Annotated in this window: 13 protein-coding genes and 3 pseudogenes; 10 read left to right on the top strand and 6 right to left on the bottom strand. The window is 61.7% G+C overall.

What is annotated here, in order from left to right; all coding sequences use genetic code 11:
* Positions 1–29: 29 nt before the first annotated feature.
* The 6 genes from PQV96_RS10960 to PQV96_RS10935 all read left to right on the top strand — a co-directional run bounded on the left by PQV96_RS10960 (position 30) and on the right by PQV96_RS10935 (position 5,460).
* On the top strand, positions 30–611 hold the full coding sequence (locus tag PQV96_RS10960) for an RBBP9/YdeN family alpha/beta hydrolase (protein WP_273622863.1): 582 nt from the start codon (positions 30–32) through the stop codon (positions 609–611).
* A gap of 236 nt (positions 612–847) precedes the next feature.
* Positions 848–1,852: a sulfate ABC transporter substrate-binding protein gene (locus PQV96_RS10955; RefSeq protein ID WP_067513165.1), complete on the top strand. Its 1,005-nt coding sequence runs from the start codon at positions 848–850 to the stop codon at positions 1,850–1,852.
* A gap of 24 nt (positions 1,853–1,876) precedes the next feature.
* The gene (gene cysT, locus PQV96_RS10950; protein ID WP_273622860.1) at positions 1,877–2,746 is read left to right on the top strand and encodes a sulfate ABC transporter permease subunit CysT; all 870 of its coding nucleotides are present in this window, start codon (positions 1,877–1,879) and stop codon (positions 2,744–2,746) included.
* The gene (gene cysW, locus PQV96_RS10945) at positions 2,743–3,645 is read left to right on the top strand and encodes a sulfate ABC transporter permease subunit CysW (protein ID WP_198846423.1); all 903 of its coding nucleotides are present in this window, start codon (positions 2,743–2,745) and stop codon (positions 3,643–3,645) included. The genes cysT and cysW overlap by 4 nt, the downstream gene beginning before the upstream one ends.
* Positions 3,646–3,657: 12 nt before the next feature.
* Complete coding sequence (locus PQV96_RS10940) at positions 3,658–4,782, top strand: sulfate/molybdate ABC transporter ATP-binding protein (RefSeq protein WP_273622847.1); 1,125 nt, start codon at positions 3,658–3,660, stop codon at positions 4,780–4,782.
* Between the two features lie 147 nt (positions 4,783–4,929).
* Positions 4,930–5,460 carry a disulfide bond formation protein B gene (locus tag PQV96_RS10935; protein WP_066691781.1) on the top strand — a complete coding sequence of 177 codons (531 nt, stop codon included), beginning with the start codon at positions 4,930–4,932 and terminating at the stop codon, positions 5,458–5,460.
* 73 nt (positions 5,461–5,533) lie between these two features.
* Here the strand turns inward: PQV96_RS10935 and PQV96_RS10930 are convergent, their stop codons facing one another.
* Both PQV96_RS10930 and trhO read right to left on the bottom strand, forming a co-directional pair.
* Entirely contained in the window at positions 5,534–6,187 is a 654-nt protein-coding gene (locus PQV96_RS10930; protein WP_066696109.1) for a glutathione S-transferase, read from the bottom strand.
* Positions 6,184–7,203 (bottom strand): oxygen-dependent tRNA uridine(34) hydroxylase TrhO, encoded by a 1,020-nt coding sequence (gene trhO / locus PQV96_RS10925; protein WP_207373331.1) that lies wholly within the window; start codon positions 7,201–7,203, stop codon positions 6,184–6,186. Before trhO ends, PQV96_RS10930 begins: the two co-directional genes overlap by 4 nt.
* A 60-nt stretch (positions 7,204–7,263) precedes the next feature.
* Here trhO and PQV96_RS10920 point away from each other — a divergent pair, with 60 nt between their 5' ends.
* Positions 7,264–8,868 carry a GAF and HD-GYP domain-containing protein gene (locus PQV96_RS10920; protein ID WP_273622846.1) on the top strand — a complete coding sequence of 535 codons (1,605 nt, stop codon included), beginning with the start codon at positions 7,264–7,266 and terminating at the stop codon, positions 8,866–8,868.
* Between the two features lie 24 nt (positions 8,869–8,892).
* Here PQV96_RS10920 and PQV96_RS10915 read toward each other — a convergent pair.
* Positions 8,893–9,757: pseudogene (locus PQV96_RS10915) on the bottom strand (LysR family transcriptional regulator).
* 104 nt (positions 9,758–9,861) lie between these two features.
* Here PQV96_RS10915 and PQV96_RS10910 point away from each other — a divergent pair.
* Both PQV96_RS10910 and PQV96_RS10905 read left to right on the top strand, forming a co-directional pair.
* Positions 9,862–10,326, top strand: coding sequence for a serine hydrolase (locus PQV96_RS10910; protein ID WP_337930627.1), 465 nt, complete (start codon positions 9,862–9,864; stop codon positions 10,324–10,326).
* Positions 10,275–11,225, top strand: coding sequence for an IS30 family transposase (locus PQV96_RS10905; RefSeq protein WP_031635932.1), 951 nt, complete (start codon positions 10,275–10,277; stop codon positions 11,223–11,225). The genes PQV96_RS10910 and PQV96_RS10905 overlap by 52 nt, the downstream gene beginning before the upstream one ends.
* A gap of 133 nt (positions 11,226–11,358) precedes the next feature.
* Here the strand turns inward: PQV96_RS10905 and PQV96_RS10900 are convergent.
* The 3 genes and pseudogenes from PQV96_RS10900 to PQV96_RS10890 all read right to left on the bottom strand — a co-directional run bounded on the left by PQV96_RS10900 (position 11,359) and on the right by PQV96_RS10890 (position 18,751).
* A pseudogene (locus tag PQV96_RS10900) lies at positions 11,359–14,276 on the bottom strand (Tn3-like element IS1071 family transposase).
* A gap of 295 nt (positions 14,277–14,571) precedes the next feature.
* Entirely contained in the window at positions 14,572–15,636 is a 1,065-nt protein-coding gene (locus PQV96_RS10895) for a class I SAM-dependent methyltransferase (RefSeq protein ID WP_170207446.1), read from the bottom strand.
* Positions 15,637–15,833: 197 nt separating this feature from the next.
* Positions 15,834–18,751: pseudogene (locus PQV96_RS10890) on the bottom strand (Tn3-like element IS1071 family transposase).
* Positions 18,752–18,871: 120 nt separating this feature from the next.
* On the opposite strand from PQV96_RS10890, the gene bla reads away from it, so the two are divergent.
* On the top strand, positions 18,872–19,528 hold the full coding sequence (gene bla, locus PQV96_RS10885; RefSeq protein ID WP_337931940.1) for a class A beta-lactamase: 657 nt from the start codon (positions 18,872–18,874) through the stop codon (positions 19,526–19,528).
* Positions 19,529–19,540: the final 12 nt, after the last annotated feature.

Here is a 19,540-nt window from a genome sequence, read left to right as displayed (position 1 = left end):
GGGGCGGGGCGGTCGGGGCAGGGACTGCCGTGACTTCCACCTCCATCATCATCGTGCCCGGCTGGCGGGATTCCGGGCCTGGGCATTGGCAAACGCTGTGGGCCGAACGGCTGCCGCAGGCCCGGCGGGTCGTGCAGGACGACTGGCACACGCCCACCCGCTCTGCCTGGGTGGCGCGGCTGGAAGAGACCGTGCTTGAACAACCAGGCCCCGTGGTCATCGTGGCCCACAGCCTGGGCTGCATCACCACCGCCCACATGAGTCCCGAAGCCGCAGCGCGGGTGCGTGGCGCCTTGCTGGTGGCGCCTGCCGACCCCGAGCGCCGCGCGGTGCTGAGCGACTTTGCCCCGGTGCCCTACGCCGCACTGCCTTACCGCAGCATTCTGGTGGCCAGCAGCAATGACCCGTACTGCCCCATCCGCCTGGCCGGCGCCTATGCGCGCGCCTGGGGCAGCGAGTTTGTGCGTCTGCAAAACGCAGGGCACATCAATGTGGATTCAGGCCATGGCGAATGGCCGCTGGGCCGTGCGCTGTTGCAATCGCTGACGGACGTGGAGCAACCCTCACAGGCGACGCCGGCAGAAGAGGTAGCGCAGGGTGCGATGACTTGATTTTGCTATTGAATTGATAGCTGCTTGCGCTTTTATGACGAGCGCTGGAGCCACTTTTTCTTAGAAGGCGGTGACATCGCCAAGGATTGGACTTTTGCGAGGCCAGGGAGCCTGTTCATCAGGATTTATAGCTTGATATTCCAAATCCTGATTACTTAACAAAAATATATTCTTTTGAGTTTTAAGCAATGCGTGGGGACAATGAAACATCTACAGCTTTTTGCGAGCGACGCGACATGACTTCTTTGAAACTCAAGACCCTCCTGGCTTCTTTGGCTCTGGCTGCCAGCGGCCTGGCCAGTGCCCAGAACACGCTGTTGAACGTGTCTTACGACGTGGCCCGCGAGTTCTACAAGGACTACAACGCCGCCTTCGCTGCGCACTACAAGAAGACCACCGGGCAAGACGTGAAGATCGACCAGTCACACGCGGGCTCCAGCGCCCAGGCCCGTGCCGTGAACGACGGCCTGGCGGCAGATGTTGTCACCATGAACACCACCACCGACGTGCAGTTCCTGGCCGACAACGGCGTGGTAGCGAAGGATTGGACCAAGAAATTCCCGCACGACGCATCGCCCACCACCTCGACCATGCTGTTCCTGGTGCGCAACGGCAACCCCAAGGGCATCAAGGACTGGGAAGACCTCATCAAGCCTGGCGTGCAGGTGATCGTGGTGAACCCCAAGACCGGCGGTAACGGCCGCTACGCCTACCTGGCCGCCTGGGGCGCCATCCGCGAAAAGGGCGGCACCGAAGCGCAAGCCGCCGAATTCGTGAGCAAGCTCTACAAAAATGTGCCGGTGCTGGCCAAAGGCGGGCGTGATGCTACTGCCACCTTCCTGCAGCGCAACCAGGGCGATGTGCTCATCACCTTCGAATCCGAAGTGGTGTCCATTGACCGCGAATTCGGCGCCGGCAAGGTCGATGCGATCTACCCATCGGTCAGCATCGTGGCCGAGAACCCTGTGGCAGTGGTCGAACGCACCGTGGCCAAGAAGGGCACGGCGCAGCTGGCCAAGGCTTACCTGGACTACCTGTACTCGGACGAAGCCCAGGAAATTGCCGCCAAGCACGCCATCCGCCCCCGCTCTGAAGCGGTGCTCAAGAAGTACGCCGCTACCTTCAAGCCGCTGAAGCAATTCACCGTGGCGAAGTACTTTGGCTCGCTGACTGAAGCACAAAAGGTGCACTTCAACGATGGCGGCCAGTTTGACAAGCTCTACACCCCTGGCGCCAAGTAAGCCGATCTCGCTGCAAATTCACCTATGACCACCGCGACTGCTGTGGCTGCATCCCCGGCCGGACGGCGTGCGCCCAAGCGCGTGCTGCCCGGCTTTGGGCTGTCGCTGGGCTACACCCTGTTTTACCTGAGCATCATCGTGCTGATTCCGCTGTCAGCACTGATCTTCAAGACCTTCACCCTCACCTGGGAACAGTTCTGGGCCGCCATCAGCGCGCCGCGCGTGCTGGCGTCGTACCGGCTGACGTTTGGCGCATCGTTCATCGCAGCGCTGGTCAACCTGGTGTTCGGTCTGCTGATTGCCTGGGTGCTGGTGCGCTACAAGTTTCCGGGCAAGAAGATCGTGGACGCGCTGGTTGATTTGCCGTTTGCGCTGCCTACGGCTGTGGCCGGCATCTCGCTGACCGCCTTGCTGGCGGGCAACGGCTGGGTGGGCAGCATTCTGGAGCCCATGGGCGTACAGCTCGCGTTCAAGCCCGCAGGCATCGTGATTGCGCTCATCTTCATTGGCCTGCCGTTTGTGGTGCGCACGGTGCAACCGGTGCTGGAAGACGCCGAGAAGGAACTGGAGGAAGCCGCCACCTGCCTGGGCGCCACGCGCTGGCAGACCTTCACCAAGGTCATCCTGCCTTCCATCACCCCCGCGCTGCTCACCGGCTTTGCCATGGCGTTTGCGCGGGCGGTGGGTGAATACGGCTCGGTGATCTTCATCGCGGGCAACATGCCCATGGTGTCTGAGATCACGCCGCTCATCATCATCGGCAAGCTGGAGCAGTACGACTACGCAGGCGCTACCGCCGTGGCCGTGGTGATGCTGGTCATCTCCTTCATCCTGCTGCTCATCATCAACGCGCTGCAAGCTTGGCAGCGCCGCCACGCGGGGGCACCAGCATGAGCGGCGCCAACTCTCGAACTGTTCGCCGCGCACAAGCGGGTACCACCGAAGCACCCTGGGTGCGCTACACGCTGATCGCGCTGGCACTGGCCTTCATGCTGCTGTTCCTGGTGCTGCCGCTGGCCGCCGTGTTTGCCGAGGCGCTGCGCAAGGGCTTTGGCGCGTACCTTGAAGGCCTGCGCGAGCCCGATGCCTGGTCGGCCATCAAGCTCACACTCATCACGGCGCTGATTGCGGTGCCGTTGAATCTGGTGTTTGGCGTGGCAGCGGCCTGGTGTATTGCCAAGTACGAGTTCAAAGGCAAGGCGTTTTTGACGACGCTGGTGGACCTGCCTTTCTCTGTGTCGCCTGTGGTGGCCGGCTTGATCTACGTACTGATGTTTGGCGCGCAGGGCTGGTTTGGCCCGTGGCTGCAGGCGCACGACATCAAGATCATCTTTGCCGTGCCGGGCATCGTGCTGGCCACTGTGTTTGTCACGTTCCCGTTCATCGCTCGCGAGCTGATTCCGCTGATGCAGGCGCAGGGCAACGACGAGGAGCAGGCCGCTATCGTGCTGGGCGCTACCGGCTGGCAGACTTTTTGGTACGTAACCCTGCCCAACATCAAGTGGGGCCTGCTGTATGGCGTGATTTTGTGCAATGCGCGGGCCATGGGCGAGTTTGGCGCGGTGTCGGTGGTTTCGGGCCACATCCGGGGCCAGACCAACACCATCCCGCTGCACGTCGAGATTCTCTACAACGAATACCAGTCGGTGGCCGCGTTTGCTGCTGCCTCGCTGCTGGCCTTGCTGGCGCTGGTCACCCTGGTCATCAAGACGATTGCCGAACACCGCAACGAGCAGGCCCTGAAGGCCGCCGCTGAATTGCCGCCCGAGCGCCCCGCGCCCGCTGGCGTGTGAAGGAAACAGAACATGAGCATTGAAATCCGTAACGTCAGCAAGCAGTTTGGCGACTTTCAGGCCCTGCGCGATGTGAGTCTCGACATTGCCTCGGGTGAACTCATCGCATTGCTTGGTCCCTCGGGCTGCGGCAAGACCACATTGCTTCGCATCATCGCGGGCCTGGAGACGGCCGATGTGGGCACCATTCACTTCAGCGGCGAAGACACCACCGACGTGCATGTGCGCGAGCGCAACGTGGGCTTCGTGTTCCAGCACTACGCACTGTTCCGCCATATGACCGTGTTCGAGAACGTGGCATTTGGCCTGCGCGTGAAGCCCCGCAGCGAGCGCCCGAGCGAGGCGCAGATCAAGAAAAAGGTGATGGACCTGCTCAAGCTGGTGCAGCTCGACTGGCTGGCCGAGCGCTACCCCTCGCAGCTGTCGGGCGGCCAGCGCCAGCGCATTGCCCTGGCCCGCGCGCTGGCGGTGGAGCCCAAGGTGCTGCTGCTTGACGAGCCCTTCGGCGCGCTCGATGCCAAGGTGCGCAAGGAATTGCGCCGCTGGCTGCGCCGCCTGCACGACGAGTTGCATGTCACCAGCATCTTCGTGACCCATGACCAGGAAGAAGCGCTGGAAGTGGCCGACCGCGTGGTGGTGATCAACCAGGGCAAGATCGAGCAGAGCGGCTCGCCCCAGCAGGTGTGGGAGCACCCCGCCAGCCCGTTTGTGTATGGCTTTTTGGGTGATGTGAACCTGTTCCATGGGCGTGCCCACGAGGGCCTGGTGCACCTGGAAGGCATGCAGATCGACTCGCCCGAACACCAAGCGGCGCAGAACGCCAAGGCCTTTGCCTACGTGCGCCCGCACGACCTGGATGTGGAGCGTTATGCGCCTGGCGCCGGGCTGGACGCCGAAGGCCGCCCCCGCGGCATCGTGGCACAGCTGAGCCGCGCCATCGTGGTGGGGCCCATCGCGCGGCTGGAACTTATTCCCTCCCAAGACCACAAACCAGCGGACAATGCGTCCCCAGACTCCTTGATCGAAGCGCAGATCCCTGCGCAGCAGTTCAAGGAGCAGGGCTTCAAAGAGGGCGAAACGCTGGTGGTGACACCGCGCCGCGCCCGTGTTTTTCTGGACCACGCTGCTGGAATCTGACTCCCCCTGAGCCGCTTCGCGTCTTCCCCCAAGGGGGACGACGGCCTTTGCTGCGGGGCGGCCCTTGCTGGCCGTCCGCGCGCTGGGGCTGTGACGGTTTCAGAGAGCAATGCTCTAGCGGCGACTGTTGGATGAGAGATAAGAATGATGGTGTTGAACTGGATCGATCAGGCCCCGCGCCGTGTGCTGGCACTGATCAGCGTAGCGTGCGTTGCCATGCTGGCGTTTGGCATGTATTTGCAGCATGTGGTGGGCCTGGAGCCTTGCCCGATGTGCATCGTGCAGCGTTATGCTCTCATTTTGGTAGCTGTCTTCGCTGGTCTGGCAAGCGCTAGAGGCTCAAAAGGCTGGTGGATGAGTTTTGCGGCGCTGGCGCTGCTCGCGGCTGGCTTCGGTGCGTTTGTGGCCGCCCGCCAGAGCTGGCTGCAGTGGTACCCGCCTGAGGTAGCCACCTGCGGCCGTGACTTCTACGGCATGATCGAAAACTACCCCATCGGCCGCGCCATTCCCATGATTTTCCGTGGCTCGGGCGATTGCACGGCCATTGACTGGACTTTCCTGGGCGGCTCGATTGCCAACTGGTCCTTCCTCTGCTTCATGGGCTTTGGTCTGGTGTTGCTGGCGTTGTTGGCCCGTGCGGGCCGCAGCAAAAACGATGGGCGCGCAGCCCTGGCCTGAGCTTGATCAAATCCTCCAAGGCGCCCATTGCGGCGCCTTTTTTTATGGGTGGGGCTTGGGTGCAGCGCCTACCTCAGGCAGGCGGAAAAGTAATCCCTGCTTCTCCGTCCACCCAGGCGGGGTATTTCTCCATCACGCTGGCAAGCAAGCTGCTGGCTTGCCACTGCGCCAGCCAGGCCTGCAGACGCGGCCAGGGCTGGGCCTGCCACCAGGCGGGGTCCACCCCCGCAAACTGCCGCACAAACGGGGCAATCGCCATGTCTGCCAGAGCGCAGTGTTCTCCAAACAGAAAAGGATGCTCGTTCAGGCGGGCTTCCAGCGCGCCCAGCCAGCGGGCGGCTTGTGCCCGTTCATACGCCGGGTCGCATTCTGGATAGCGCGTGGGGTACTTGGTGCGGTCCAGGGCCTGTTTGAACGGGCCATCGCATTCGGCGATCAGTGCTTGCATCTCTGCCTGCGTGCCCTGGCTGGGGTGCAGCCAGCTTTGTGGGTCGTGCTGGCCCAGCGCCCACAGCATGATGTCCAGGCTCTGCTCCAGCACTTGACCACCCGGCAGCACCAGCACGGGCACCGTGCCTTTGGGCGATGCCTGCAGCAAGCCCTGGGGCTTGGCCTTGAGCACCACCTCGCGCAGCTCGCATCTTTGGCCGCTCACCGCCAGTGCCAGCCGCGCACGCATGGCATAGGGGCAGCGGCGGAAAGAATAGAGCACGGGCAGGGCGCTCATGCAGAAGTGTCCTCGTCGGTATGCGGGGGTGGGGGCGTGGCCTGCTGTGGTTTGGCACCAATGTGCGCTTGGCCGCGCTTTGCAGCCAGTTGCACCTGCCGTTCGCGTTCTGCCAGGGCCCGTTCCTGCTCGGGTGTGCGGGTGCCGTGGCAGTAGGGGCAGCTCACGCCCGGCACATAGTGGGGCGATTGCAGCTCTGCCTCGCCCAACGGCATGCGGCAGGAGCGGCACAGCTGGTGGTGGCCACGCAGCAGGCCGTGGCCTACGGAAACCCGTTCGTCAAACACAAAGCAGTCACCATGCCAGCGGCTGGACTCCTCAGGCACTGTTTCCAGGTACTTGAGAATGCCGCCTTCCAGGTGGTACACCTCCTCAAAGCCTTGTGATTTGAGAAAGGCCGTGGATTTTTCGCAGCGAATGCCACCCGTGCAAAACATTGCCACCTTGGGGTTGCCAGCCAGCACACCACCGGGCTGCGATTGTTCTGCCACCCACGCCGGAAATTCAGAAAAGCTGCGGGTGTGCGGGTTGATGGCGCGGTCAAACGTCCCGATGCCCACTTCGTAATCGTTGCGCGTGTCGATGACCACCACGCCGGGGTCGTCAATCAGTGCGTTCCAATCATCGGGCTTCACGTAGGTGCCGGCATTGCGTGCAGGGTTCAGTCCGGGCACGCCCAGCGTGACGATTTCCTTCTTGAGCCGCACGCGCATGCGGTAGAACGGCATGGCATCGGTCGCGGCCTCTTTGTGCTGCAAGGCTGCAAAGCGGGGGTCTTTGCGTAGCCAGGCCAGTACGGCTTGCACACCCTCTGTCGGGCCCGCAATGGTGCCGTTGATGCCCTCATGGGCCAGCAGAAGCATGCCGCGCACGCCATGGGATTCGCACAGTGCCTGCAGCGGCGCACGCAGCTCGGCAAAGTCGGGCAGGTTCACAAACTGGTAGAGAGCGGCGGTGAGGTAGCGGGGGGCGGCAGGGTCCACAGAAAAAACGCAGGCAGGCAAGAAGGTCGCCATGATAGCGGTCACCTTTCGTTTCGATGCGGGGATCACCAACGCTGTATCCGAGGCGGGCGCATGAGCAAGGAATCCACTCTCAATCTGTTCCGGCGGCTGGAACAGCTCAATGGCATCGGCGCAGCCCTGTCGCGTGAGCGTGACATTGAGCGCTTGCTGGAAAATATTCTGGAAGCGGCCAAAACCATCACCGGTGCGGATGGCGGCACGCTGTACAGCGTGACCGAGGACCAGTCTGCGCTGAAGTTCGAGATTCTGCGCACGGATTCACTGGGCATTCGCCTGGGCGGCACCACGGGCAAAGCGGTGGATTTGCCGCTGCTGCCCCTGCGCACGCCCGAGGGCGCGCCCAATGATTCGCTGATAGCCGCCCATGCGGCCATTCACGACCGCACGGTGAACATTGCCGATGCCTACTGCGCCAAGGGCTTCGACTTTTCTGGCACCCGGGCCTTTGATGAGCGAACGGGTTACCGCTCGCAGTCCTTCCTGACGGTGCCGATGAAGAACCACGACCGGGAGCTGATCGGCGTGCTGCAGCTCATCAATGCGCGCGACCCGGAGACGGGTGCCATCATTCCCTTCTCGCAAGCCGACCAGAGCCTGGCCGAATCGCTGGCATCCCAGGCAGCCATTGCGCTTACCAACCGGCTGCTCGTCTCCCAGTTGGAGCGGTTGTTCGAATCGTTCGTCAACCTCATCAACCTGGCCATTGACGAAAAGTCGCCCTACACCGGCGGACATTGCCAGCGCGTGCCTGCCCTCACGATGATGCTGGCCGAAGCAGCGCATGCGGCGCAGGAGGGGCCGCTGGCAGGTTTTCACATGACCGAGCGCGACCGGTACGAGCTCAAGATGGCGGGTTTGCTGCACGACTGCGGCAAGATCACCACCCCTGTGCATGTGGTGGACAAGGCTACCAAGCTGCAAACGCTGTATGACCGCATTGGCCTGGTAGAAACGCGTGTTGAGGTGCTCAAGCGCGACGCTGAACTCGCGGCCCTGCGGCGACAGCTGGCCCTGTGGCCGGTGGTCGATGCTGCTGCCGAGGCCAGCATCCAGCAGGCGCTGCAGCAAGAGCTGACGGCGCTGGACGAAGACCGCGATTTTTTGCGTGCCGTGAACCAGGGGGTGGAGGCGATGAGCCCGGCCGACCAGCAGCGGGTGCGTGACATGGGTGCGCAACGCCAATGGCGCAATCCGCAGGGCGTACAAACCAGTTTTCTGACGGCGGACGAGGTGGAGAACCTCACCATCCGGTCGGGCACGTTGACCCAGGCCGAGCGCGACATCATCAACCACCACATCGTCGCCACCAACCGGATGCTGGAGACGCTGCCCTGGCCGCGCCACCTCAAGAACGTGCCCGAATACGCGGGCGGGCACCACGAGCGCATGGACGGGCGCGGATACCCCAAAGGGCTCACGCGTGAGCAGATGTCCCTGCAGGCCCGCATGATCGGCGTGGCCGATGTGTTTGAAGCCCTCACGGCCGCTGACCGGCCCTACAAAAGCGGGATGAGCCTGTCGCAAGCGCTGGACATCATGGTCAAGATGCGCAACGGCGGCCACATCGACCCCGATTTGTTCGACGTGTTTGTGAGCCAGGGGGTGCCCCAACGCTACGCGCAAGAGTTCCTGGACCCAGCACAGATCGACGTTTGACCGTACTCCCGAGATTGGCTGCCGTCAGTGGGTCTGCTCCAGAAGCCACTGCCCAAATGCTTGCATGGCGGCGGTGGGCGTGCGCGACTGCAGGTGGGTCAGCCAGTAGGCGCCACGGTGCAATTCCAGGGCAAAGGGCTGCACCAGCCGGCCCTGTTGCAGCTCACGCGTGAACAAGGCCACTGGCAACAGGGCCACCCCTGCGCCCTGCGCCCTGCGCTGCAGCCTCGGCCAGGGTGAGGGAGGAGTCAAACACCGCGCCCCGCAGCACCGGGCAGGGCAGGCCCGCTGCCGCAAACCATGCCGTCCACTCATCGGTACGGTAGCTGCGCAGCAAGGGCAGCCTGGCCAGGTCACTCGGCTGCTGCAGCCCCTGGGCCAAGGCGGGGGTGCACATGGGCGAGAGTGGTGCCTGAAAAATCTGCTGGGCGTGGGTGCCATGCCAGGCACCGTCACCAAAGCGGATGGCATAGTCCAGCCCTTCTCCAGCCATGTCCACCCGGTTGTTGTGGGTGAGCAGGCGCAGGTCCACAAACGGGTGGGTCTGCTGAAAGTGTCGCAGCCGAGGCAGCAGCCAGCCCACGGCGAACGTGCCCACCACGCCCACGGTCAGCACTTCGCGCGGCCGTTTTTCGCGAATCTGTTCCAGTGCCGTCTCCATGCGTGCGAAGGCATTGCTCAACGTGGGCAGCAGCGCCAGCCCCTCATCCGTCAATGCCAGGCCCCGGGGTAATCGCCGAAAAAGCGGCTTGCCCAGATGATCTTCCAGCTTGCGAATGTGCTGGCTCACCGCGGTTTGGGTGACGTGCAGCTCCAGCGCTGCGCGGGTGAGGTTCAGGTGCCGTGCGGAGGCTTCAAACGCTCGCAGGGCATTGAGAGGCAAGTGCATGGTGATCCATTAGTTTTTCTTGGGTCTGCTCTCAATGATTGCCATTGGCGCAACGCGCAGCGGCGCTATATCGTCGCGATCTTTCAAAATGATGGAGTTTCAGAATGCAAAGGCGAGAGTTTTCCTTGGGGTTGGCCGCGCTGGGGCTTTCCCCGTTGGCGGGTTGCGCAGTTCAGGCCGCACCTGGCGCAGGCATCTCCAAAACTTGGAACAGCGCGATGGAGGGGATTGAGCAAAACGCGCAGGGTCGCTTGGGGGTGTCCATGCTGGATACCGAAACCGGCCTGGCTTTGGGCTGGCGTCAGGACGAACGTTTTGCAATGTGCAGCACCTTCAAGCTGCTGCTGGCGGGGTGGATGCTGTCGCTGGTGGACCAGGGCCGCGAAAAGCTTGATGGGGTCTCCTCGTTTTCAGTGGCGGATTCAAGTACGAAGCGCAACAAAGATGAACCCGGTGACGGGTGGCTGAGGATGCCAAGGCATCATGGCCGCTCAAACCGCCAAGTCCAAGTTGCCCGATGTACAAGCACCTCAGCCGAGAAGAACGATACCAAATCCACAGTCTCTTGAAAGCCAATCACACCATCAGCGAGATTGCCCGCCTGCTGGGTCGAAGCCGCAGCACCATCAGCCGCGAATTGAACCGCGGTCGTGGTCAGCGCGGGTACCGCGCTGAGCAGGCGTGCCGCAAGGCAGCCCAACGAGCGCAGCGCAGCCGCAACGCCCGACGCGTGAGTGCTCAGGTCTGGGGCGATGTAGTGTTCTACCTTGGACTGCAATGGAGTCCTGAGCAGATTGCCCAGAAGGTTGCAGTCAGCCACGAGAGCGTGTACCTGCGTGTCTATGCGGACAAGGCCGCTGGTGGCAAGCTGCACCAGAACCTGCGCAGTCAAAAACCTCGGCGCAAACGCTATCTACACGGCCGCGACAGACGCGGGCAAATCCCCAACAGACGCCCGATCAGCGAGCGGCCAGGCCATATTGAAGAGCGCAAGCAGGTAGGCCACTGGGAGGGCGACACCGTCATTGGCGCAGCACACAAGCAGGCCATCGTGACTTTGGTAGAGCGCAAGAGCGGCTATGCCGTTTTGGCCAAGGTCAGCAACAAGACCGCTGATCTGGTGGGCCAAGCCATTGAGGACAAACTGGGGCCCTTGGCTGCGCGGGTGAAGACGTTGACGGTGGACAACGGAAAGGAGTTTGCCAACCACCAGGCCATCGATCAGGCCTTGGGCATCCAGACCTACTTTGCCGATCCGTATTGCAGCTGGCAGCGCGGAAGCAACGAGAACTTCAATGGGCTGCTGCGCCAGTACATCCCAAAGAAGCGGCGCATGGAAACCGTGACGGATGAAGAGCTGGCTATGATCCAAAACAGATTGAATCACAGACCTCGAAAGCGGCTCGGATTCAAGACACCCCACGAGGTGTTTCACGCCTCGTTAAACCGTGTTGCACCTCGTACTTGAATCCGCCAGTGCAATAAGTGACGGTACGAAAAGCTAGCACTGGCGCGGAGGTGGTGTTGGTAGATCGTTGATTTCATTGACTTTCCTGTTCACTTTCAAATCTGCGATTCGTGGCGTCAAACCGTGGTCGGTTTCATCCATTGGTGCCAGTTATCGATGCATTTGGCCGCGAAGGCAGGATTTGGTCAGCATAGCGGTCAACCGGGAAGCGAAACACACCCCGCAAGTTGATGCTCTCCAGCCTGGTGGGCGCAATCTTCCCGATCAGTTCCGGTGGAATGACCTGGCGGCGGTTCGACCAGCGATCCAGGACCGCCTGCATCTGTGAGGTATTCCACGCCATCACGATGTTGGCCATCAGGCTCAAGGCATCGGCCACAGCCTGCATTTCATCGACACGTTTGGCCTGCGCCGGGCTGATCCGGCCGGTATAAATGGCGCGCTTGAGGGCGTTAACAGCCTCGCCCCGATTGAGCACCCGGCGCAACTCGTTCCTGAAAGCGTCCTTGACAAAGTAGTCAGCCAAAAACGCCGTACGCAGCAACCGCCCCAATTGCACGCCAGCCTCATAGATTGGATCGCCCTGGGCGGCAGAACCGAACCGCGCAAGAGCTGCCACCGCACTGGCATGTCCGCTCATGACCGAGGCTGCCAGGTGCACCAGACTATCCCAATGCTTTTCGATCAAAGCGACGTCGACATTGGCTTCGCACACCGCAGCGATTTCTGCGGGCACTTTGGTGCCGCGTGGCACAAAGAGGTGGCGCTGTTTGAGTTCCTTCAACCGCGGGCAAAGATCAAAACCAAGCAAACGGGCATGTGACATGGCAAAGTCGGTGTAGCCATGGGTATCCACAGCAAGCTGGCTGGTCTCCAGCTTTTCTTGGCGGATGACACCTTCAATGGCCACGCCCGCCTGGCGCTCATTGAGCACAAAGGGCTGCGCATGGAAGATGCCCCACCGGTCTTTTACATGGGAGTAGATTCCAATGGAAGGTGTGTTGCGCCGAGGATCAAGCCGGGCTTGCCACACCCGTTTGGTGGTCTCCATGCTCATCATGTCAGAAGATGCCAAATCGGACCGCCCCCAGGTGGCGGCAATCGGGTGTCGCTGCATGAATTCCAGCACAGCCTGGCAGGCCTCTGGCTCAGACGCCGTTCGTCCCGCGCCCAGCGCATGGCCTGGCGAATGCTGGTGGCAGACAATTGCGGAATCATGCGCGCGCATTCGACCGCAGTCAGACTGGTGCCGTGGGCCATGATGCCGGCATAGACCATCAGCAGCTCGTCGGTAGAGCGCGGCTCACGTCCGAGCATGATCCAGCTAAAGCGCACCTGGGCGTCAACGGCCAGAATCACTTCCGGCAATTGAACCTCACCGATGCGGTGATCCAAAGCCGCGCGCAGCTTGGTCACTTCTGGGTCTTCGTCCTCTGCGGGCAATGGCGACAAATGGAGTTCATCATCCACGCGCAGTACGCCACTGCGGGCTGCAGCGGCCACCGCATCGACACCGGCAGTTACTCTGGCCAGCAAAGGCTTCAAGAAAGTGGCAGCCTTGCTGGGTAACGATAGACGGGCATAGTGTTTCTTGGACTCTGCCTGCCAACGCTCGTCCGTGAAGAACAAGCGCGCACGACCCCGAAAGCTCAGGCTGTGCTCAATCCAGACCGAGCCATTGCGCACCGCGCGGCGCAGGGCAAACAGGGTGGCCACCTCCAACGCCTGAAACGCCCGTTCCCGGTCTGGGCTGGAGATCGAAACCTGCCAGATCATTCCCAGACTTGGTGCCACCACTTCAACTGGCAGCTTTCTGGATCCTTTGAGATATAAAGCTTGCAGCTTGGCAGGGTACTCGATGGCAGGATGCTCGCCGGTGGCCTGCCAGGGCAGCTTTGCAATGGCGACGAGCAACGACCGCACGGGGCGAATTCCATCAATCAATCCCTCGCGGACCAGGGAGGCCCTGCTCGGTGGTTTGCGTTTCTGGGTTTCGGTGATCAAGGCTTCAAGACGGGCACGCAACTCAGCATCTGGCACCGCACCTTGCGCGCTCAAGGCAACAAGTTCGCCGAGCAGCGTTTTGTACATTGCGGCCCAATTGACGGTAGCGGGGACATCGGCGGCAGCCTGACGCCACAGATCGGCGATCCGGCGCTGCACCATAAGGATCAACTGGTCTGTGGTGGTGAACAGGCAATACCGAAGAAAGCATGCGACCTCCACGGTGCGCGCTGGCTCTTTGATCTTGGCTCCGGCTGAGGGCGGCCTGGAGACAAGTCGGCGCGCGTAGCGGCGCAAGATGAGATCGGGGATGTCTGCCAGGTGCTTATGAACGTCCAGCGTGTAAAGCAGGTCGATGCGCTCCAGTACCTCGCTGATTTGGCGGGTTGAGTGTTTCGCCGGTGCAGCCCATAGCCAACTCTGCTGGGTTTGTCCATCTGGGCGCAGCTCTGAAACTGAGGCTCGCCAGCGATCAAGTGTTGCTGGATCAACGCTGGCGGCGATGGCGGTGCCTGTTTCAACTTCAAGCTGGGCAAGTGCCGCCGCAATCAGTGTCCGAATTGCCCGCTCGTGCACGATCACCAGCTTGTTCTTGTACAGCCATTGACGCGCCCGCACGAGTAGCTGATCGCGGTCGGCGCAGCGCGCCACTTCGTCGCGCAGTTCACGTACCAGTGAGCGGCGCTGGTGCTCGCTCATCCACTGGAATCCAAGGACCGTGCAGGCTACTTGTTGGTGATCGAATAGCGTGCGCCCGCGTTCATACATGGCTCTCAGCGAGGCGACTTCTGGTGCTGCAATGCCAAGCTCGTTGCCAAGGTGGCGCCACAAGGCTACTGGAATTACCCGAAAGGCACCGAGCAAACGCCCACTCATGCGCAGGAAACCAATATGGAGCGCCAGACCAAGCTTGTGGGAATCACCTCGGCGTGCATTGATTGCGTCGCGCTCGGCACCATCGAAGGTGAAAAATGCCTTCATCTCGAAGTCGCTGATATCGCGGGGGAGCCCACGCATCCCCAAAAACGTTGTGTGCCAACCCTGCATCGTGAACCTCAAAAGTGGGAGGCCACCATACCCGTTTACAAAGCGAACAGGAAAGTCAATGAAATCAACGGTCTACCCAGACCACCCCCGCGCCAGTGCTAGCTTTGCGTACCGTCACTTATTGCACTGAAAACGAGGAGACCCCGTTTTGCGCCTTGCAGTCCATCCCGATCCGCAGCGCACACTTGCCGCTCGATTCGTGCAGAGGATCCCGGGCGGGACGCCAACGGCTCCCGCACCAGCCGGATCGTGTCAGGTCAGAGGTCGATGGCGGCACCCAGGCCACCCCCGATGCTCAGCGCCGCCAGGGCTTGCAAGCGGGTTGACTGCACCCACCCGATGTGGCGGCCGGGGCACCCGGCAGGCGGAGCTCATCCTGGTAAAGGGCGTCCAGCAGGCTTCGCGCCGACGAGACGCCCCGCACCGCTTGTTTTTCTTCCTGGCGCTGGCGAAGCTTGCGCAACCAACGACCGCTGCGAAGCTGGTCCGCCAGGTAGGCGGGCCACGTCCGCCGGTTTTGGGCTTCGATCAGTGCGCGGCCGGGTTGCCAGCTGGCAGGCACATGGGCGGCGCCGGGGTCAGGTGCCGGGCGCGCCAGCACCATGAGGTTGTCGTCGTCTGCATGGTTGTGCGCCACCACACTCCAACCGCCTGCACGGAGGGTTTGGTGCAGCGATGCCTGGGTGAAGTAAAGGGTATGCGCCCTGAAAAACATGTAGCGGGGTGCACAGAAACGAGTTGCGTTCGGCACCTCGATCAGCAAGTGCCCCTGTGGCGACACTTTGCGCGCAAACAGGCGCAAGGTTTCCACCGGATCGACCAGGTGCTCCAGCACGTGGAACATGCTGATGAGGTCGAAACGCTGGTCTGCCTGCCGGGGTAGAACCTGGTGCAGCGCGCCATGCTCGACCGACAGGCCCAATGTCTCGCGGGCGTGGGCAGCATAGCCCGCATGGGGTTCGATGCCGTGGGCCTGCATGCCACGCTGGCGCATCAGGTCGACGAACTCGCCACTGGAGGCTCCAATGTCCAGCGTGACGGCGGACGAAGGCAAATGCCCGACGCCTTGCGCAAGTTGCGTCTGCAACCACCCCCATCGGTCGAGCGCATTGCGACCAGCCCGCAACACATGCCTGAGCGCGGGTGAAACGGCTTGTTTGTAGTCCTGTCGGTAGCGGTGGGTGTACCAGGCTTCCAGTTCTGGCTGAGTGGGCAAGGGGTCAATGCGGCCCAGGCCGCAGGCGCTGCAATTGACGGTAAGCAGCGTTTCGCCCGTTTTGCCATCGACACGGGCGATGGGTTCAATGGCCTGTGAGCCGCAAACGGGGCAAGGCGTGGAGGCGATGTGGGATGCGCTCATGGGCATAAGCAGGCAAGAAATGTGTGATGCGGATGTGCTGGCGACCGCATTGTAGGGGTCTCCTCGTTTTCAGTGCAATAAGTGACGGTACGAAAAGCTAGCACTGGCGCGGAGGTGGTGTTGGTAGATCGTTGATTTCATTGACTTTCCTGTTCACTTTCAAATCTGCGATTCGTGGCGTCAAACCGTGGTCGGTTTCATCCATTGGTGCCAGTTATCGATGCATTTGGCCGCGAAGGCAGGATTTGGTCAGCATAGCGGTCAACCGGGAAGCGAAACACACCCCGCAAGTTGATGCTCTCCAGCCTGGTGGGCGCAATCTTCCCGATCAGTTCCGGTGGAATGACCTGGCGGCGGTTCGACCAGCGATCCAGGACCGCCTGCATCTGTGAGGTATTCCACGCCATCACGATGTTGGCCATCAGGCTCAAGGCATCGGCCACAGCCTGCATTTCATCGACACGTTTGGCCTGCGCCGGGCTGATCCGGCCGGTATAAATGGCGCGCTTGAGGGCGTTAACAGCCTCGCCCCGATTGAGCACCCGGCGCAACTCGTTCCTGAAAGCGTCCTTGACAAAGTAGTCAGCCAAAAACGCCGTACGCAGCAACCGCCCCAATTGCACGCCAGCCTCATAGATTGGATCGCCCTGGGCGGCAGAACCGAACCGCGCAAGAGCTGCCACCGCACTGGCATGTCCGCTCATGACCGAGGCTGCCAGGTGCACCAGACTATCCCAATGCTTTTCGATCAAAGCGACGTCGACATTGGCTTCGCACACCGCAGCGATTTCTGCGGGCACTTTGGTGCCGCGTGGCACAAAGAGGTGGCGCTGTTTGAGTTCCTTCAACCGCGGGCAAAGATCAAAACCAAGCAAACGGGCATGTGACATGGCAAAGTCGGTGTAGCCATGGGTATCCACAGCAAGCTGGCTGGTCTCCAGCTTTTCTTGGCGGATGACACCTTCAATGGCCACGCCCGCCTGGCGCTCATTGAGCACAAAGGGCTGCGCATGGAAGATGCCCCACCGGTCTTTTACATGGGAGTAGATTCCAATGGAAGGTGTGTTGCGCCGAGGATCAAGCCGGGCTTGCCACACCCGTTTGGTGGTCTCCATGCTCATCATGTCAGAAGATGCCAAATCGGACCGCCCCCAGGTGGCGGCAATCGGGTGTCGCTGCATGAATTCCAGCACAGCCTGGCAGGCCTCTGGCTCAGACGCCGTTCGTCCCGCGCCCAGCGCATGGCCTGGCGAATGCTGGTGGCAGACAATTGCGGAATCATGCGCGCGCATTCGACCGCAGTCAGACTGGTGCCGTGGGCCATGATGCCGGCATAGACCATCAGCAGCTCGTCGGTAGAGCGCGGCTCACGTCCGAGCATGATCCAGCTAAAGCGCACCTGGGCGTCAACGGCCAGAATCACTTCCGGCAATTGAACCTCACCGATGCGGTGATCCAAAGCCGCGCGCAGCTTGGTCACTTCTGGGTCTTCGTCCTCTGCGGGCAATGGCGACAAATGGAGTTCATCATCCACGCGCAGTACGCCACTGCGGGCTGCAGCGGCCACCGCATCGACACCGGCAGTTACTCTGGCCAGCAAAGGCTTCAAGAAAGTGGCAGCCTTGCTGGGTAACGATAGACGGGCATAGTGTTTCTTGGACTCTGCCTGCCAACGCTCGTCCGTGAAGAACAAGCGCGCACGACCCCGAAAGCTCAGGCTGTGCTCAATCCAGACCGAGCCATTGCGCACCGCGCGGCGCAGGGCAAACAGGGTGGCCACCTCCAACGCCTGAAACGCCCGTTCCCGGTCTGGGCTGGAGATCGAAACCTGCCAGATCATTCCCAGACTTGGTGCCACCACTTCAACTGGCAGCTTTCTGGATCCTTTGAGATATAAAGCTTGCAGCTTGGCAGGGTACTCGATGGCAGGATGCTCGCCGGTGGCCTGCCAGGGCAGCTTTGCAATGGCGACGAGCAACGACCGCACGGGGCGAATTCCATCAATCAATCCCTCGCGGACCAGGGAGGCCCTGCTCGGTGGTTTGCGTTTCTGGGTTTCGGTGATCAAGGCTTCAAGACGGGCACGCAACTCAGCATCTGGCACCGCACCTTGCGCGCTCAAGGCAACAAGTTCGCCGAGCAGCGTTTTGTACATTGCGGCCCAATTGACGGTAGCGGGGACATCGGCGGCAGCCTGACGCCACAGATCGGCGATCCGGCGCTGCACCATAAGGATCAACTGGTCTGTGGTGGTGAACAGGCAATACCGAAGAAAGCATGCGACCTCCACGGTGCGCGCTGGCTCTTTGATCTTGGCTCCGGCTGAGGGCGGCCTGGAGACAAGTCGGCGCGCGTAGCGGCGCAAGATGAGATCGGGGATGTCTGCCAGGTGCTTATGAACGTCCAGCGTGTAAAGCAGGTCGATGCGCTCCAGTACCTCGCTGATTTGGCGGGTTGAGTGTTTCGCCGGTGCAGCCCATAGCCAACTCTGCTGGGTTTGTCCATCTGGGCGCAGCTCTGAAACTGAGGCTCGCCAGCGATCAAGTGTTGCTGGATCAACGCTGGCGGCGATGGCGGTGCCTGTTTCAACTTCAAGCTGGGCAAGTGCCGCCGCAATCAGTGTCCGAATTGCCCGCTCGTGCACGATCACCAGCTTGTTCTTGTACAGCCATTGACGCGCCCGCACGAGTAGCTGATCGCGGTCGGCGCAGCGCGCCACTTCGTCGCGCAGTTCACGTACCAGTGAGCGGCGCTGGTGCTCGCTCATCCACTGGAATCCAAGGACCGTGCAGGCTACTGGTTGGTGATCGAATAGCGTGCGCCCGCGTTCATACATGGCTCTCAGCGAGGCGACTTCTGGTGCTGCAATGCCAAGCTCGTTGCCAAGGTGGCGCCACAAGGCTACTGGAATTACCCGAAAGGCACCGAGCAAACGCCCACTCATGCGCAGGAAACCAATATGGAGCGCCAGACCAAGCTTGTGGGAATCACCTCGGCGTGCATTGATTGCGTCGCGCTCGGCACCATCGAAGGTGAAAAATGCCTTCATCTCGAAGTCGCTGATATCGCGGGGGAGCCCACGCATCCCCAAAAACGTTGTGTGCCAACCCTGCATCGTGAACCTCAAAAGTGGGAGGCCACCATACCCGTTTACAAAGCGAACAGGAAAGTCAATGAAATCAACGGTCTACCCAGACCACCCCCGCGCCAGTGCTAGCTTTGCGTACCGTCACTTATTGCACTGAAAACGAGGAGACCCCTTGATGCGCGTGTGCACTACGCGCCTGCCGATGTGGTCGACTACTCGCCCGTCAGCGGGCCGCGCGCAGGCACAGGCGGGGGCTTGACGGTGGGTGAACTGTGCTCTGCCACGGTGAGCCTGAGCGACAACACTGCAGCCAACGTCTTGCTGGAACGCCACGGCGGCCCGGCTGCGCTCACCCGTTACCTGCGTGCGCTGGGCGATCCCATCACGCGCCTGGACCGCAATGAGCCCACCCTGAACGAGGCCGCCATTGGCGATGTGCGCGACACCACCACCCCGCGGGCCATGCTCCAGACCATGCAAAAGCTGGTGTTGGGCGAATCACTGTCTGCCTCGTCCCGCGCGTGGCTGCAGCGTTGGCTCATTGAAACCAGCACCGGCGACAAGCGCTTGCGCGCGGGGGCCCCGGGCTGGAAGGTGGGGGACAAGACAGGCACTGCCGGCAGCAGTGGTACTGCCAACGATGTGGCCGTGCTTTGGCCGCCAGGCGCCAGCGGTCACCGCGGGGCAGTGCTGGTGACCTGCTATCTCACCCGATCTGCGGTAGCGCCAGAGCAGCGCGATGCCGCGATTGCTGCTGTAGGCCGCGCGGTGGTGAGGGCAAGCTTGGCATCGCGCGGAACCTGATCGCTGGCGTTC

The organism is Acidovorax temperans (assembly GCF_028596105.1).
Taxonomy (GTDB): domain Bacteria; phylum Pseudomonadota; class Gammaproteobacteria; order Burkholderiales; family Burkholderiaceae_C; genus Acidovorax; species Acidovorax temperans.
This window is presented reverse-complemented; position numbering and strand designations above follow the sequence as displayed.

Bases quoted from the DNA above. Each gene is read 5' to 3' on its own strand.
- cysT (WP_273622860.1), top strand. From the start codon at position 1,877: ATGACCACCGCGACTGCTGTGGCTGCATCCCCGGCCGGACGGCGTGCG.
- PQV96_RS10895 (WP_170207446.1), bottom strand. From the start codon at position 15,636: ATGAGCGCATCCCACATCGCCTCCACGCCTTGCCCCGTTTGCGGCTCA.
- cysW (WP_198846423.1), top strand. From the start codon at position 2,743: ATGAGCGGCGCCAACTCTCGAACTGTTCGCCGCGCACAAGCGGGTACC.
- PQV96_RS10930 (WP_066696109.1), bottom strand. From the start codon at position 6,187: ATGAGCGCCCTGCCCGTGCTCTATTCTTTCCGCCGCTGCCCCTATGCC.
- PQV96_RS10920 (WP_273622846.1), top strand. From the start codon at position 7,264: ATGAGCAAGGAATCCACTCTCAATCTGTTCCGGCGGCTGGAACAGCTC.
- PQV96_RS10910 (WP_337930627.1), top strand. From the start codon at position 9,862: ATGCAAAGGCGAGAGTTTTCCTTGGGGTTGGCCGCGCTGGGGCTTTCC.
- PQV96_RS10955 (WP_067513165.1), top strand. From the start codon at position 848: ATGACTTCTTTGAAACTCAAGACCCTCCTGGCTTCTTTGGCTCTGGCT.
- PQV96_RS10905 (WP_031635932.1), top strand. From the start codon at position 10,275: ATGTACAAGCACCTCAGCCGAGAAGAACGATACCAAATCCACAGTCTC.
- trhO (WP_207373331.1), bottom strand. From the start codon at position 7,203: ATGGCGACCTTCTTGCCTGCCTGCGTTTTTTCTGTGGACCCTGCCGCC.
- PQV96_RS10940 (WP_273622847.1), top strand. From the start codon at position 3,658: ATGAGCATTGAAATCCGTAACGTCAGCAAGCAGTTTGGCGACTTTCAG.
- PQV96_RS10935 (WP_066691781.1), top strand. From the start codon at position 4,930: ATGGTGTTGAACTGGATCGATCAGGCCCCGCGCCGTGTGCTGGCACTG.